This is a genomic window from Actinocorallia longicatena (genome assembly GCF_039534125.1).
Taxonomy (GTDB): domain Bacteria; phylum Actinomycetota; class Actinomycetes; order Streptosporangiales; family Streptosporangiaceae; genus Actinocorallia; species Actinocorallia longicatena.
The window spans coordinates 351,659-366,214 of record NZ_BAAAUV010000007.1; the positions used below are offsets into that span (position 1 = coordinate 351,659).

A 14,556-nucleotide genomic window follows, 5' to 3' on the forward strand; every position below is an offset into this window, starting at 1 on the left:
TTCCCGCCCGCAACGTGGTTCTCCCCACAGCCGGGACATCAACGCCTCGCGCGGTGGATCAGGACTTTCCGAGGAGGTTCCGGGCCAGCTCGAGGGGGCCGGGCGTGGAGAGGGGTCGGCGCGTGGCGGTGCGGCTGGCGACGGCGCGCTCGACGACGGCGGTGCCGGTCTGGGCCTCCAGGACGGGCGTGTACCCGGCGGAGCGCAGGGCGTCCAGGGTGACGGCCGGAGGCTCGGCGCTGACGACGACGGTCGGGGCGATGCGGCGCAGACCCAGCCTGCGGAGCGAGCGGTGGGCCTGGAGTTCGAGCAGGAGCGTCTCGTCGTCGGAGCGGATGCAGCAGGCGGAGGCGATGACGGTGATGTGGCCGTGCCGCCGGGCGACGTCGCGGACCAGGTACTCGAGGGGCTGCGGCAGCGGCGTGGTGGACAGGGTCGCGAGGCGCTTCAGGAGGGCGTCGGGATCGAGGCCCGAGTCGAGGGCGCGGCGGATCGTCGCGGCGCTGAACCGCCAGACGACGGCGTGGCCTTCGGACTCGCGGTCGGCGGCCGAGTCGAGCAGGTCGGTGACCGCTGGGGCGGGCAGCCCGGGGACGACGGCCGTCATGTCGGCCTGGAAGTGCGCGTGCGCGACCGGCGGCGGAAGCAGGGCGGCCAGGGCGTCGGTGAGGGCGTCGAGCGAGCCGGTGCGGCGTTCGACGGTGGTCAGCGCGGCCCAGCCGAGCGACGTGAGCGCGCCGTGGGCGACGAGGCCGAGAAGCCGGGCCTCCTCCAGGGTGGCGGCGACCCGGGCGGGGGCGTCGGCGGAGAGGAGGACGGGACGGTGCCAGGCTGCGGCCTGCTGGAGGCCGGCGAGGGCGGGCTCGCTGGTGACGTCCATGCCCTGCCCGTCGGGGAAGGAGGCGAGGACGCGCAGCAGCGCCGCGCGGAGCGCGACCGCCGACGGATCGTCGGCGGCGACCAGCGCGACGGGCGTCTCACCGCCGGGCCACCAGGTGATGACGTTGCCGTGGCCGAGCCAGGCCGCGATGACCGGGGCGAGCCGTTCGGCCGGCGGGGCGGCGAACCAGCGGTCGTACCGGCCGGACGGCATGAGCCGGGACGGCCCGGCGGGTTCGGGACGACGGCGGCCCTTGACGGGAGCGGGCGTCTCGGCCTGGACGCCCAGGATCCCGGCCGCGTCGGCGAGATCGATCCAGAGCCGGGTCTCGTCCTCGGGCGCCCCGATGGCCTTGGCGAGCCGACGGGTGTCCCGGACCGCGAGCCCGCCGGACTTGCGCACCTGCGCGGGCGTCTGCGACAGATCACGGCAGAGCGCCTCCAGCCGCGTCACGGCGGTCGTGACCGCGGCGCGCGCCTCGCTCTCGACCCGGACGGCCGACGCGGCGGCGACCGTCGCGACCCGCGGCGGCGCCGGGACGAACTCCGCCGCGGCCTGGACCCCGAACGCCTCGAACACCTCCAGCGGCATCTCGGCGATCGAGTCGTCGACGGGAACGAGGAGACCCCGGTCGGCCAGCCAGTCGGTCCCCGGATCACCGGATCCCCCCGGCCTGAAGACGAACCTGTCCCACCCGGTGAACCGGTCCGTGGCGATCGGCGCCGGCCGCGAGAAGATCAGCTCCATCAGCTCGACGGCCCGCGCCGGAGCCTCCTGGAGCACCTCCCTGATCCGCTGATGGTCGGCGAACAGCGCGCCGAGCCCCTCGACGAGCTGAGCCCGCGTGCCGGGCGGCACCCCGAGATGCCCGGCGACATGCTGCAGCTCCGCCTTGTTGAAGGCCCGCGTCAGCAGCTGCACGGCCGGCACCGGCGTGTACCGCCCCCTCTCCAGCGCATCCGCGACCGCCCCCGTCAGCCCGAACCGCCCCGGCCGCGACGGCAGCAGGATGAGCCGGTTCCGCAACGCCCGCAGAATCCCTCCCACCGCCTCCCGATGCTCCTCCGCGAACCCCTCGACGACCTCGGCCTCGGCGACGTCCCGCACCCCGTAGGCCCCCCGCACCGAAGGCTCGGACCGCCCGGACGCCTCGATGAGCACCTGAAGCTCGGCCAGATCACAGGCCTCCAGCGCACTCATCGCCCGATACGGATGGCCGATCCGCACCGCCACGTCCCGCAGGTTCTTGGGCCCCCGCCCCTCCTCCAGGACCCGCCAGTCCTCGATCACCCGAGCCAGCTGCTCCTCCCGCAGCCCGCCCAGCACACCCAGAATCGCCTCGACATCAGCCACACCTCATTATCAGTCCCCACCCCACCGCGACAGGCCACGAGCCGACATCGGTGTTCACCGCTCTGCGGTCAGGAACCGGGCCCACCCGGCCGCAGGGAAGATCACCGGGAGGCACGCGGCGTAGATATAGGGCTATGATTAATAGAAACATATCTCTATGTCTATGACGGTGGTGTGGATGGACAGGCCGGCCGAGATGTTCGACCGTGAGTATGAGTGGGCGGCGCTGACCCGTTTCATCACCGACGACCAGGCCGGAGCCACGTTGGGCGTGGTCTCCGGACGGCGCCGTCAGGGAAAGACCTTCCTGCTCGACGCCGCGTGCCGAGCCGCGGGCGGCTTCTACTTCGGCGCGACCGAAGCGGTCGACGCCGAGTCGTTGCGCCGGTTCAGCGGTGCGCTCACGGCTCACGCACGACCGGTCACGCCCTACCACTTCGCTCACTGGTCCGAGGCCATCGACGCGCTCCTGGCCCTCGGCTCCGAACGTCCCGTGCCCGTCGTGATCGACGAGTTCCCGTACCTGGCCAAGGCCAATCCGGAATTGCCATCGGTCATCCAGGAGGCCTTTCGGCCGCTGCGCGATCAGCGCACGGCGTCGCGTACGCGGCTTCTCCTGTGCGGATCGGCGCTTTCCCTCATGGGCAGGCTGCTGTCCGGGAACGCGCCGCTACGAGGCCGGTCGGGCCTCGAACTCCTCGTACGGCCCCTCGACCATCGGCTTGCCGCCGAATTCTGGGACATCACCGATCCTCGACTGGCCCTGATGGTCAATTCGATCGTCGGCGGTACCCCCGCCTACCGCAGGGAGTTCGCCCGGGGCGACTCGCCGGCGGGCCCGGACGACTTCGATGACTGGGTCGTACGGACCGTCCTGAATCCCGAGACGCCGCTGTTCCGCGAGGCGCGCTACCTGCTGGCCGAGGAACCGGACCTGCGCGACACCGCCCTCTATCTATCAGTCCTGGGAGCCGTGGCCGATGGCAACGCCACCCGGGGCGGTATGGCGGGCTATCTGGAGCGCAAGGCCACCGATATCGCTCACCCCATCAACGTTCTCGAAGACGCCGGGCTCCTGCATCGGGACGCCGACGTTTTCCGTGATAATCGTCCCACCTATCGCATCGCCGAACCGTTGATCGGCTTCTACCACGCGATCATGCGGCCGGTCTGGGATCAGCTGGAGCGTCCTGGCAGCGCGGGCAGGGTCTGGCAAGCAAGCCGCCGCCGGTTCGCCAGCAACGTCCTCGGCCCCCACTTCGAACAGGTCTGCCGCGACTGGGTCCTGCATCACGCCGACCCCGACCTGCTCGGCGGGCTGCCCGCCCGCGTCGGCCATGGTGTCGTCCATGATTCCAAAGCCCGCACCGGTCACGAAGTGGACGTGGCGGTCATCGGCATCGCCGACAGTGGCAAGCCCCCACTGCTGGCGATCGGCGAAGCCAAGTGGAACGACGTCATGGGCGCCGCCCATGTCGAGCGCCTCCACCACATCCGCGATCTCATCACCCAGGTCGGCCGCTTCGACACCACCCGCACCCGGCTGATCTGCTTCAGCGGAGCGGGCTTCAACGACAGGGCCCGAGAGCTGGCCGCCGCGTCAAATGATCTTCGATTGATCGATCTGGCGGCACTGTACGGCCGATGAAGGGTGGATCAGCTTTCGGGGATCCCACGCCACGACAACGGGCGAAGCGGTTTCAGACGCAACCCGGCTCGGGCTGGTGCGGAGGGCTCGCCGAATGAACCGGGTCCTGGCAGAGACCTATCCGGACGCGCACTGTGAGCTGAACTTCAACAGCCCGTTCGAGTTGCTGGTCGCGACGGTGATGTCGGCGCAGACGACGGATGCCCGGGTGAACCTGGTGACGCCGACCCTGTTCGGGAAGTGTCCGACGCCGGAGGACATGGCTGGGGCGAACCTTGAAGATGTCGAGGAGATCATCAAGTCGACCGGGTTCTTCCGGGCGAAGACCAAGTCGATCATGGGCCTGTCGGCGGCGATCAGGGATCGCTACGCCGGCGTGGTCCCGGGTCGGCTCGAGGATCTCGTGACACTGCCGGGAGTGGGCTGCAAAACCGCCAACGTGGTGCTCGGCAACGCCTTCGCCTGACCGGGGGCGACGCCGAAATCGATCAGTGACTCGGCGTTACTGGGGTGCTCGGGTCACAGATCGGCCTTGGTGAGTCTTTCCATGAGGCTCGGCTTGCGTTGATGTGCTGTCCGCAGCTCGTCGACGCGTTGGCGGAACGCTCGGATGGTCTGGTCCCGTTCGGCGAGTTCGCGTAGGTCGTGCAGGAGGGTGATCGCGGCGTCGTATTCGGTGGGCTTCTTGGTGGCGATGCGGGTCTCGACGCGCTGCCAGGCGAGATCGCCTTCTTGGCGGAGGGCTTGGAGCCGCTGTTCGCGGGCTTCGGCGGTGATGCGTTCGCGACGTTTCTGTTTTCTGGCTTCGCGCTCTTGCTCGGCCTTCCTGCGTTCTGAGTCTCGGTTCTCGGCGGCTGTGAGGAGCTGGCCCGCTGTACGGCTGGAAGGATCCGGTGTCGGTTGGGGGCGTCGGTCACTGTGGAATCGGCGCTGGAGGGCGGCTCGAGCCGCTGTCGGGTTCCGCAGGGTCTGCAGGAGGAGGGCGTCCTTGTCTCCGCCGGGAAGGGGCTCGATCCAGGTGGTGTACTCGGCGTCGGTCGGCTCGTCCGAGACCAGGTAGGGGCTGGCTTCGGCGGCGACGGCCAGGAGGTCGTCGTCGAGGCGGAGGAAGTCGGCCATGGAGCGTTGGGCGGCGCTGAGGGTGGCGAGGTTCGCCGGGACGGGGGGCTCGGTCTCGTCGTCGTCGATCTCGCCGCTCTGAACGGAGAGGAGCCAGGCCAGGTAGAGGGGCCGGAGGTCACCGGACGCGATTTCGGTGCGGAGGCCGACGATTCCACCGAGGCGGTGTTCGCCGTCCTCGTCCCAGTACTCCTCTTCCTCTTGGGAAGAGAGGTAGAGCAGGACGTGGTCGCCTGAGGCCCAGGCGGCGACGTTGTGCCCGCCGCAGTACCGCTGGGCGATGGTGAGTCCGAGGGCGGCGCGGGGGAGCCGGAGGATGAGGATCCGGGTGCCCCAGTTCGCGAGGTACAGGTGCGCGTCGAAGTAGCGCTCCATCATTTTGTGCGGATCGCCTCGGAAGCTGCCCCAGTGGTATTCGTTGACGAAGCTCGTCGAAGTGATCCGTGCCCTGGTCGACAGCGCCCGGAGCTCGCTGCGACGCCGTGCGTCCAGTGGCTGGTCGACCGCCACGAACTCGTAGTACTCGTAGCTGCTCACGTCATCCTCGTAGCCAGTGCCGGTACGCGGCGATCCATTCGGCTCCCTCCGGCGGCGGCTCGGGAAGAGGCAGATCGAGAATGCCGATCCGCTGCCGCATTCGCCCGGCGGCGCAGACGGCGACGATCCCGTTGTCGGCTGCTTGCTCGATCTTCTTGACGACGACCTCGACCCCCAGGACACATGTGGTGAACGGGGTTCTCAGGTGCTCCTCGATCATGGTGGCGAAACCGGTGATCGCCTCGTCGTCGGTGTAGCAGTCGACGACCGCCTCGGCGATCATCTCTTCTAGCCGTTCTCTGCCCGGACCGGCCACGGTCTTAGATCCAGGTGGTTCGGGTGATGACGACTCGGTGTTCGTCCAGCTCGGGGTGTTCGATGATGACGTAGATCGCCAGGCCGTGTCCCGAGCCGAAGGGCTGCGTACGCATGTTCGCACCGGCCGGATTGTCGGGGTTGTACTGGTTGCCGCTCCATGGAGTGAGCTCCAGAGTGGTTCTCAGCTCCAGGTAAGCGGTGAGGGCTTCGGCGGGGAGGGCGGAGAGTTCGGCGAGGACTTCCTCGGTCTCTTCGACGTGGTAGATCACCGGTTGAGGTCGGCGAGGCGTCGCCGGATCAGCTCAGTGGCGTCGACAGTGCGGACCGGTTCTCCTCGGAGGAGGGCTTCGCCATCGCGACGGGCGGCACGGTGCCGCTCGGGATCCATCGAGGAGACGGCGATCCGCCACCAGGCTTCGATGAACTCGTGGACGGGTGCCAGGTCGAGGTGGTCGGCCGCGGTGTTCATCGCCCTGCGCAGCCCCGAGTCGAAGTCGCTGAGATCCTCGGGCAGCAAGGCCGTCCGGATGGATTTCAGGTCCTTCGCCGGAGGAACGGGAGCGGTCGGCTCCGGTGCGGCAGCGGTCATGAACCCAAGTTTACGCAGTCACCTGGAAGATCACCGGTGGCGCGTCCAAATCGGTGGAGGCACGGCGGGTTGTGGAGCGCGTGCGTCTAACCTGGCGTCATGGCGACGCAGGCGACCTCGAAACAGCGCGCGAAGCGGTTCCAGAACGAGACCCGCCTGGGCCTGATTCGCAGGGCCCGTCGGATGGGCCGGATTCTGGCGGAGACCTATCCGGACGCCCACTGCGAGCTGAACTTCAACAGCCCGTTCGAGTTGTTGGTCGCGACGGTGATGTCGGCGCAGACGACCGATGCCCGGGTGAACACGGTGACGCCTTCGCTCTTCGCGAAGTATCCGACTCCCGAGGACCTGGCCGCGGCGAACCCAGAGGATGTCGAGGCGATCATCCAGCCGACCGGGTTCTTCCGGGCGAAAACCAAGTCGATCATGGGACTGTCAGCGGCGTTGCGGGACAACTTCGCTGGTGAGGTGCCCAGGACGCTGGAAGAGATGGTCACTCTCCCCGGTGTCGGCCGCAAGACGGCGAACGTCGTTTTGGGCAACGCACGTGATCCTGAAACGGGAGAACCCTTCGGCGTCCCTGGTCTGACGGTCGACACCCATTTCGGCCGTGTGGTGCGGCGCTTCGGCTGGACCGGCGAAGAAGACCCGGTCAAGGTCGAGTCGGCCATCGCGGAGATCTTCCCGAAGAAGGACTGGACGGATCTGTCGCAGCGGCTGATCTGGCACGGACGGCGCCGATGCCACTCCCAGCGGCCCGCCTGCGGGGTCTGTCCCCTCGCCGCGGACTGCCCGTCCTTCGGCGAGGGGCCCGTCGACCCGAAGGCGGCCGCGAAGCTCGTCCGCGACCGCTCGTTCGCCCTGCCCCGCCCCGCCCCGGCCTCCTAGGTGCGCGGGGCGGCGATGTCGACGTTCTCCAGGATGCCGATGGCGTCGGGTACCAGGACGGCCGCCGAGTAGTAGGCGCTGATGAGGTAGCGGGCCACCGCCTGCTCGGTGACGCCCATGAAGCGGAGGTTCGTGGACGGCTCGATCTCGTCGGGGATGCCGGTCTGGTGCAGCCCGACGACTCCGGAGACGTCCTCGCCGGTCCGCATGGCGATGATCGAGCTCGTGTACTCCCCCGAGGTGGGGATCTTGCCGCAGGGATAGATCGGGACGCCCCGCCAGGCGAGCAGCTCCTTCCCGTTCTCGTTGATCAGCTGGGGGTAGACGCCGCGCCGGGTGCACTCCCGGAAGAACGCGGCGATGGCCTTGGGATGGGCGAGGAACAGCTTGGTCCCGCGGCGCATCGTGAGCAGGTCGTCCATGTCGTCGGGGGTGGGCGGTCCCGACCAGGTCGAGATTCGCTGGGCGGGTTCGGCGACGTGGAGCAGCCCGAACCCGGGGTTGTTGACCAGCTCCCACTCCTGGCGTTCGCGCAGTTCCTCGACGACGAGGCGCACCTGCTCGTCGAACTGGCTCATCGGCCCGTTGAACAGGTCGGTCACCCGGGTGTGCAGGTTGAGCACGGTCTGGGCGACCGACAGTTCGTACTCGTGCGGGACGAGCTCGTAGTCGGCGAAGGTCTGCGGGATCTCCGGCTCGCCCTCGTGGCCCGCCAGGACGTCGATCGCCGCCTCGCCCTTGCGGTTGACGGCCTGAGCCGCCCTGGCCCGATGGCCGTCGAGCGCCGCCCGCAGTCCCGGATCGGCGTCGACGATCTGCCGGAGGGCGTCGCGCGGCAGGGTCAGGACCGTCGCGGACGTCGCCGCCCGGACGGTCTCCGCCCAGACCGGTTCCCCGCCCGAGAGGATCTCCCCGCCGAGGTGGTCGCCGCCGGTCAGCACCCCCAGCTGCGCGACCGAGCCGAACCGCCCCGCCCCGAGCCGGTCGAATCGACCGGACCCGAGGACGAGGATCCCGGTGATCGGGGCGCCGGCCTCGGCCACGACCTCACCGGGCCCGACCTCCCGCCGGACGAACCGCGACGCCAGCGCGGTCAGCGCCGCCCGCTCCGCGCCGTGGAGCGCGGGGAGCCCGCCGAGGCTCGCGGGCACGATCCCCGCGCCGTCGAAGGTGATCCGTCCCTTCGACGGGAGCGGGGTGCGCCTGCGGTTGACCCGGTAGGTGCCGCCCCTGACCTCGACCCACGGCAGCTTGCGCAGCAGCCAGCGCGAGGACAGGGCCTGCATCTGCGGCCGGGTCTTGGTGGTCGTGGCGAGGTTGCGGGCCCCCGCCGTCGACAGGCTGAGGGGTTCGGCGGCCTCCGCGGCGATCCGTGTCATGGTCAGACCCGGTCGGCGACGATGAGCAGGTAGTGGAAGCTGCCGTCCCCGTAGGCCTCGAGGAAGGCGTCCTCGATGCCCGTGACCAGGTTCGACTGCGCCCGCAGCCGCCAGTACGGGATGGTCGCCGCGGTCAGGTCGATGACGTTGATCGGGACGAGGTTGTGGGCGGCCATCGCCGCGAAGTACTGGCTGCGCGGGTGGATGTCGCAGATGTAGTGTGAGTTGATCTTGCTGACGGCCTGGGACGGCAGCCCGTAGACGTCGTTGTAGCAGCCGGTGACGCAGACGTAGCGTCCGCCGGGCTTGAGCAGCCGGCTGTGCGCGGCGAAGAGCTGGTCGAGGTTGACGTACATCGTGGACTCGTTGTTCCAGATGCCGTCGAAGCCGCCCGCCTCGAAGCCGGTGTCGAGCATGTTCCGGAAGCTGAAGGAGACCTGGTCGGCGACCCCGCGCCGCCCGGCCTGCTCGTTGGCGAACCGCACCTGCTCCTCGGAGATCGAGATCCCGTCGACCCGGCAGCCGAACTTCAGGTTGGCCATGATGCTGGAGCCGCCGCGCCCGCAGCCGGCGTCCAGCAGCCGCCCGCCGGGCGGGATCGGCCCGAGGTTGTCCAGCAGCAGCTCGGCCTGGGCGGTCTCGAGCCGGTGCAACTCCTCGATCATGCGGCGCTCGCGGGTGTCCTCCGGCCCCTCCAGGACGGACCAGTCGGGCTCGCCGATGCCGTAGTGGTGGTGGTAGATCCCGTCGACGTCCCCGAGCGCCAGGTTGACCGGGTTGCGTTCGGCGTTCCAGTAGCGGGCGACGGACTGCTGGTAGGCACTGGTCAGCACGGACGGGTTCTGCTGCGTGGTGGTCATGAAGCGAGGGGCCCTTTCGTCATGGTTCGTCGGGGGATGACATGTAGCGAGCGTTGGTGGAGTGCCACTCGAATCCGCCGCCCATCCAGGCCCGCAGGCCGTGCAGGAACCACTGGAGTTCCGGCGAGGGGAGGGCGGCGAGCTCGGCGCAGATGGCCTCGAAGCCGCGGACGACCTCGTTGTGGAGCTCCACCGTGGTCTCGACCGCCTCGGCGATCGAGCAGCCCCGGTCGTCGGCGACCAGGAGGACCATGTTGCAGACCGGCATCTCGTCGGCGGCGTCCTTGGCCACCGAGTGCAGGTCGTTGACGAGGACGGCCGCGGTGCCCGCCCGGAAGGCCGCGTCGCGCACCCGCGGCTCGTAGAAGAGGTTCGCCGGCAGCTCGTAGCCGCCGACGACGTCGATGAGCGTCATCGACGTGTAGAAGCTGTCGTGCTGGCGGGCGGCCAGGTACTCCCAGGCGGGGGGCTGCTCGCCGTTCTCGCGCCAGGCCGCGTAGGCCGTCCAGCTCACGAACATCGAGAAGGTCGCGTAGCAGGCGCGCTGGACCTGGGACGGGGTGCCGTGCCGCTCCAGATGCCGCACCGCGGTGCCGAGCATCCGCAGGACCAGATCGTCCTGGAGGGAGGCCTCGAGCGGGGCGGTGAAGGGGCCGGCGGCCGGCGGCGGGTCCATCGCGGCCATCGCGAGGGTGAGCCGCCGGGGCAGCAGGGCGGGGACGGCGCCGAGCGCGGTGTCGTCGGCGTAGTAGTCGTCGGCCGCCCACCAGGAGGCGTTGAGCTGGGCGGCGACCAGAAGGGAGTCGGGGTCGTCGGTGTCGGGGTGGGTGAGCATGGCGAGCCGGCCGAATCCGGCGCTGCTCAGGGCCTTGAGCTCGTCGTCGTCGCATCCGCACTCCGCCGCCCACAGGCCGAGCCGGTGATCGACCTCTGCGCCCAGCGGTTCGTCGATCCGCTCGACCGGCGGGCAGTAGAGCGGCGGACCCGAGCCGTCGCCCCAGGCCCGCATCGTGTATCCGCCGGGCGCCGCGGACGGACCGCGCAGCCCGGCCGGGATCCGCCCCGCGGCGCACGGCGGGATCCCGGGTCCGGCGGCAGCCGAGGAGAGCAGAGTGGGGAGCCGGGCGGCCGCGGTGCCGGGACCGGTGGGCCCCGGCGTCCGCCAGGAGGGGCCGGCCGGAGCGCCGGGCGGCGGTGACGTGGCACGCATGATCGGGGAGATCTCCTCAGTGGGGGCGCCAAGGGAACGGCGAAGCCGGCCGCACTACCTGCGGACGATCACGCCGACCACCTCAAGCTATCTCCCTGTGTAGTCAGTCGGCTACGTTTTCCCCTTTTCCTGGAGGTGACATCTGCGAGCGGTGCAGCCTGACGACCAGATCCCGGAAGACAGCGAGCTCCTCCTCCGAAAGGGCCGAGAACCACCCGGCGACGGCCGCGTGGTCGCCGGCGTTGCGGGCCTCCCAGTAGGCGGCGCTGACGGTCGTGGTCCGCAGGACCCGGCGACGCCGGTCGGCGGGATCGGGCTCCGTGGAGAGCATCCCCTTCCGTTCGAGCGCCGTGACCAGCTGCGCGACGTTCTGGTGGGTGGAGCCGAGGAAGACGGCCGCCTCGCCGAGCGAGGGCCCGCCGAGATGGTCGACGGCCGTGAGGAGGGCGGCCTGCTGGGTGGTGAGGCCGTCGGGGCGCAGGCGCTCGTCCATCCGGTTGCGCAGCCGCAGGGCGAGGCCGATGACGGCCTGGAAGGAGTCGACGGCGTTCCGGGTCTTCTGTTCTTCCGACATGCGCAATATATTACCTAATATGATCGCACTGCTGCCCAACGCCGCCTACCTGTCCGAGACCTCCCGCATGCTGGAGATCTACAAGGCGCTGGCCGGGCTCGGCGCCCCGGTCAGGTTCGCCTCCCACGGAGGCTCCTACGAGGACGTCATCGACGTGCCGTGGGACCTCGTCCCGCCCCGCATGGACGCCGGACGCTCCGCCCGGTTCGTCCGGGAGGGCCTCGGCCTCGGCGCCGGGGACCAGTCGATGTACTCCGACGCCGAGATGAGGGAGCACGTCCTGGCCGAGGCCGCCTACTTCCGTGAGCACGGGGTGAAGATCGTGGTCACCGGGATCGCGCTGACGACGCTCCTGTCGTCACGGCTGGCGGGGGTCGCGCTGGCCACCGAGCACGCCGGGGTCTTCGTGCCGCCGGTAACCGGCGACGGCCCGGCCGGCTCGCGGCTGCACTGCGACGGGTTCGACCGGGTCGCCGCCGAGCTCGGGGTCGAGGGGGTTCCCAGCCTCGCGGCGCTGCTCCTGGGCGACCTCACGCTCGTACCGGAGATCCCCGAGGTGACGGGCGTCCCGGCGGAGGTGCTGGAGGCCTGGTCGCCGGGGGAGGATCCGCGCTACCGGCCGGGCACCCGGCTGCGGTACACCGGGCCGCTCTTCGCCCACCTCGACCGGCCCGTCCCGGCAGCCGTCGAGGCCTTCCTCGACGCCCCGGGACCCGTCGTCTACGTGGCCCTGACCAGCACGGGGCCCGATCTGGTCCGCGCCGTCGTCGAGGGGTTGCTGACCGTCGACGGCCTGCGCGTGCTGGTCGCCGCGACCGTCCACGACCTGGCGGACCTCGGTTCCGGCCGGGTGCTCGTCGGCGGGGTGCTGCCCAGCCACGAGATCATGCCGCGGGCCGCGCTGGCCGTGACGGCGGGCGGCCAGGGCAGCGTCCAGACGGCCCTGGCCTCGGGGACCCCGCTGATCGCCTTCCCGCTCCAGCCCGAGCAGGCCCTCAACGTCGCCCTCGCCGAACGCCTGGACGCCGCTCGCGCCCTGGCCCCCCGGGACGTCGCCGATCTTCCCGCGCTGGCCGCCGAGATGCTCGCCACGGACGCCCACCGCAAGGCGGCCGGGCGGATCGCCGACCTCTACCGGCGGGTCGACGGCCCGGCCCGTGCCGCGGAGGCCGTTCTCGACCTCTACAAGACCCTCGCCTGAGCGGACGGGTAGGTTCTCTCCTCGGGACGGCGGACGGGGAGAAGTGAATAAAAAGCAGGCCGGTGGCGTTGGCGCAGAAGTGATTCCGACGTGGCTCGACCGGTTCAGGGAGCAGGCTCCGCTGCTGGAGGTGCCCGCCTTCCTGCGGCCCGCGCCCACGGCGCGTCCCGCGGCGGTGCTGATCCTGTTCGGCGACGGCCCGGACGGCCCCGACGTGCTCCTGCTGGAGCGGGCCGCGACCCTGAACAAGCACGCGGGGCAGCCCGCCTTCCCCGGCGGATCCATCGATCCCGAGGACGACGGCCCCGTGGGCGCGGCCCTGCGCGAGGCCCAGGAGGAGACCGGCGTCGACCCCTCGGGAGTGACGGTCCTGTCGGTCATGCCCGAGCTGTTCCTGTCGCGGAGCAACTTCCGGATCACCCCCGTCGCGGGCTGGTGGCACACACCCTGTGCGATCGCTCCGGGTCACCCCGGCGAGGTCGCCTCGGTCAGCCGGGTGCCGATCTCCGAGCTCGTCGATCCGGCGAACCGGATCTCCCTGCGCGGTCCCGGCGGGTTCGTCGGACCGGCCTTCGAAGTGCACGACATGCTGGTCTGGGGCTTCACCGCGGGCCTGCTGACCAACCTCCTGGACCTCGGAGGCTGGAGCGTCCCGTGGGACGAGAACAGGGTCGTGGAGCTGCCTCCCGAGGTCCTGGATCTCGCCCGTCGAGGCTGATATCAGCCCGGAAGGTGACACGCCGGGTCACCAAGTCGTCCACAGAGGGGACTCGGAAACCGGCGAGAACCCTGTACTTTGAAGCGGTGTTGGACGTCCTCGATGTTGGCCTGCTCGTACTCATCGCGTTGTTCGCGGTCTCGGGGTACCGGCAGGGTTTCGTCGTCGGCCTCCTGAGCTTCGTCGGGTTCGTGGGCGGCGGCGTCCTCGGCGTCGTGATCGCTCCGCCCCTGGTGAAGTCGGTGGTCGACGGCCAGGCGCAGCAGGCGCTGCTGGCGATCGTGGTGGCCTTCCTGGCGGCCACGTTCGGTCAGCTGATCGCCTCCTCGGCGGGGGCGGTCCTGCGCAACCGGGTCACCGGCAACAACGCCCGCGCGGCCGACGCGGCGGGCGGAGCCGTCGTCAGCGTCGCCTCCCTGCTGCTCGTGGTCTGGTTCATCGGCCTCGTGCTGCTCCAGCCGACCAGCTGGGAGTGGCTGAACAAGCAGGTCAACCAGTCCTCGCTCCTCAACGGCGTCGACGACGCGATGCCGCAGGCCATAGGGGACTGGGCCGGATCCTTCAAGGGATTCGTCAACGACACCGACTTCCCGAAGGTCTTCAACGGGCTGGGCGGCGAGCCGCTGGTCGACGTCGGGCCGCCGGACGCGTCCGTGCTGACCTCGCCCGGCCTGCGTCACGCCGACGAGAGCATCGTCAAGATCGTCGGTACGGCGCCGGAGTGCTCCCGCCGGATCGAGGGCACCGGATTCGTGTTCGCCAAGGACCGGATCATGACCAACGCGCACGTCGTGGCGGGTACCGAGGGGGAGCTGAAGATCGCGCTGCCGAGCGGCAGGACCCTGTCGGGCAACGTCGTCCTCTACGACTCCAACCGCGACATCGCGATCATCCACGCTCCCGGCCTGCGCGCGCCCGTTCTCCAGTTCAGCCCGGATGCCCAGCGCGGCGACCCGGCCGTCGTCGCGGGGTTCCCCAAGAACCGCTCCTACACGGTCAAGGCCGCCAAGATCAGCTCCAAGCACACCGCCAAGGGCCCGGACATCTACCGCAACAACGAGGTCGTCCGCGAGATCTACGCCCTGCGCGGGATCGTCGAGCCCGGCAACTCCGGCGGCCCGCTGCTCGCCAAGGACGGCCGCGTCTACGGCGTCATCTTCGCGGCGGCCTTCAGCGACCGCGACACCGGCTACGCCCTGACCGCCGCCGAGGTCGCCCCCGACGCCGCCGCCGGCCAGTCCGCCACCCAGCCCGTCGCCACCGGCCGTTGCGCCGACTAGAA

14 protein-coding genes and 1 pseudogene are annotated in these 14,556 nt (G+C 70.3%); 6 read left to right on the forward strand and 9 right to left on the reverse strand.

Going from position 1 to position 14,556, the window contains the following annotated elements; translation table 11 throughout:
• Positions 1–58: 58 nt before the first annotated feature.
• Positions 59–2,233, reverse strand: coding sequence for a helicase-associated domain-containing protein (locus ABD785_RS17380; RefSeq protein WP_344829213.1), 2,175 nt, complete (start codon positions 2,231–2,233; stop codon positions 59–61).
• A gap of 163 nt (positions 2,234–2,396) precedes the next feature.
• Here ABD785_RS17380 and ABD785_RS17385 point away from each other — a divergent pair, with 163 nt between their 5' ends.
• Complete coding sequence (locus ABD785_RS17385; RefSeq protein WP_344829214.1) at positions 2,397–3,881, forward strand: AAA family ATPase; 1,485 nt, start codon at positions 2,397–2,399, stop codon at positions 3,879–3,881.
• A gap of 94 nt (positions 3,882–3,975) precedes the next feature.
• Positions 3,976–4,341 (forward strand): annotated as a pseudogene (locus ABD785_RS17390) (endonuclease III domain-containing protein); the annotation flags it as partial.
• Between the two features lie 59 nt (positions 4,342–4,400).
• On the opposite strand, the gene ABD785_RS17395 reads toward ABD785_RS17390, so the two are convergent.
• Genes ABD785_RS17395 through ABD785_RS17410 form a run of 4 tightly spaced genes read right to left on the reverse strand, consistent with a single transcriptional unit; the run spans position 4,401 to position 6,444 of the window.
• Entirely contained in the window at positions 4,401–5,537 is a 1,137-nt protein-coding gene (locus ABD785_RS17395; protein WP_344829216.1) for a hypothetical protein, read from the reverse strand.
• Position 5,538: 1 nt separating this feature from the next.
• Positions 5,539–5,820 (reverse strand): hypothetical protein, encoded by a 282-nt coding sequence (locus ABD785_RS17400; protein WP_344829217.1) that lies wholly within the window; start codon positions 5,818–5,820, stop codon positions 5,539–5,541.
• A 37-nt stretch (positions 5,821–5,857) separates the two neighbouring features.
• Positions 5,858–6,124: a hypothetical protein gene (locus ABD785_RS17405; RefSeq protein ID WP_344829219.1), complete on the reverse strand. Its 267-nt coding sequence runs from the start codon at positions 6,122–6,124 to the stop codon at positions 5,858–5,860.
• Entirely contained in the window at positions 6,121–6,444 is a 324-nt protein-coding gene (locus ABD785_RS17410; RefSeq protein WP_344829220.1) for a DUF6247 family protein, read from the reverse strand. The genes ABD785_RS17405 and ABD785_RS17410 overlap by 4 nt, the downstream gene beginning before the upstream one ends.
• Before the next feature lie 99 nt (positions 6,445–6,543).
• Between ABD785_RS17410 and nth the strand changes: the two genes are divergently transcribed.
• A complete protein-coding gene (gene nth / locus ABD785_RS17415; protein WP_344829221.1) occupies positions 6,544–7,332 on the forward strand; it encodes an endonuclease III in 789 nt (262 codons plus the stop codon).
• Here nth and ABD785_RS17420 read toward each other — a convergent pair.
• From ABD785_RS17420 to ABD785_RS17435, 4 genes are all read right to left on the reverse strand, one after another.
• Positions 7,329–8,711, reverse strand: coding sequence for a family 2B encapsulin nanocompartment shell protein (locus tag ABD785_RS17420; protein ID WP_344829222.1), 1,383 nt, complete (start codon positions 8,709–8,711; stop codon positions 7,329–7,331). The two genes, nth and ABD785_RS17420, sit on opposite strands and share 4 nt — an antisense overlap.
• A 2-nt stretch (positions 8,712–8,713) precedes the next feature.
• The gene (locus tag ABD785_RS17425; protein WP_344829223.1) at positions 8,714–9,571 is read right to left on the reverse strand and encodes a geranyl diphosphate 2-C-methyltransferase; all 858 of its coding nucleotides are present in this window, start codon (positions 9,569–9,571) and stop codon (positions 8,714–8,716) included.
• Between the two features lie 19 nt (positions 9,572–9,590).
• Positions 9,591–10,781, reverse strand: a complete 1,191-nt coding sequence (locus ABD785_RS17430) for a family 2 encapsulin nanocompartment cargo protein terpene cyclase (protein ID WP_344829224.1) — start codon at positions 10,779–10,781, stop codon at positions 9,591–9,593.
• 103 nt (positions 10,782–10,884) lie between these two features.
• Complete coding sequence (locus ABD785_RS17435; RefSeq protein WP_344829225.1) at positions 10,885–11,355, reverse strand: MarR family winged helix-turn-helix transcriptional regulator; 471 nt, start codon at positions 11,353–11,355, stop codon at positions 10,885–10,887.
• Positions 11,356–11,374: 19 nt separating this feature from the next.
• Between ABD785_RS17435 and ABD785_RS17440 the strand changes: the two genes are divergently transcribed.
• The 3 genes from ABD785_RS17440 to ABD785_RS17450 all read left to right on the forward strand — a co-directional run bounded on the left by ABD785_RS17440 (position 11,375) and on the right by ABD785_RS17450 (position 14,554).
• Entirely contained in the window at positions 11,375–12,556 is a 1,182-nt protein-coding gene (locus ABD785_RS17440) for a glycosyltransferase (RefSeq protein WP_344829226.1), read from the forward strand.
• Between the two features lie 79 nt (positions 12,557–12,635).
• Positions 12,636–13,274: an NUDIX hydrolase gene (locus tag ABD785_RS17445; protein ID WP_344829228.1), complete on the forward strand. Its 639-nt coding sequence runs from the start codon at positions 12,636–12,638 to the stop codon at positions 13,272–13,274.
• 86 nt (positions 13,275–13,360) lie between these two features.
• Complete coding sequence (locus tag ABD785_RS17450; protein ID WP_344829229.1) at positions 13,361–14,554, forward strand: MarP family serine protease; 1,194 nt, start codon at positions 13,361–13,363, stop codon at positions 14,552–14,554.
• Positions 14,555–14,556: the final 2 nt, after the last annotated feature.

Excerpts from the sequence above, each read along its gene's own strand:
- ABD785_RS17410 (WP_344829220.1), bottom strand. The coding sequence starts at position 6,444 with ATGACCGCTGCCGCACCGGAGCCGACCGCTCCCGTTCCTCCGGCGAAG.
- ABD785_RS17430 (WP_344829224.1), bottom strand. The coding sequence starts at position 10,781 with ATGCGTGCCACGTCACCGCCGCCCGGCGCTCCGGCCGGCCCCTCCTGG.
- ABD785_RS17385 (WP_344829214.1), top strand. The coding sequence starts at position 2,397 with ATGACGGTGGTGTGGATGGACAGGCCGGCCGAGATGTTCGACCGTGAG.
- ABD785_RS17400 (WP_344829217.1), bottom strand. The coding sequence starts at position 5,820 with ATGATCGCCGAGGCGGTCGTCGACTGCTACACCGACGACGAGGCGATC.
- nth (WP_344829221.1), top strand. The coding sequence starts at position 6,544 with ATGGCGACGCAGGCGACCTCGAAACAGCGCGCGAAGCGGTTCCAGAAC.
- ABD785_RS17420 (WP_344829222.1), bottom strand. The coding sequence starts at position 8,711 with ATGACACGGATCGCCGCGGAGGCCGCCGAACCCCTCAGCCTGTCGACG.
- ABD785_RS17435 (WP_344829225.1), bottom strand. The coding sequence starts at position 11,355 with ATGTCGGAAGAACAGAAGACCCGGAACGCCGTCGACTCCTTCCAGGCC.
- ABD785_RS17425 (WP_344829223.1), bottom strand. The coding sequence starts at position 9,571 with ATGACCACCACGCAGCAGAACCCGTCCGTGCTGACCAGTGCCTACCAG.
- ABD785_RS17440 (WP_344829226.1), top strand. The coding sequence starts at position 11,375 with ATGATCGCACTGCTGCCCAACGCCGCCTACCTGTCCGAGACCTCCCGC.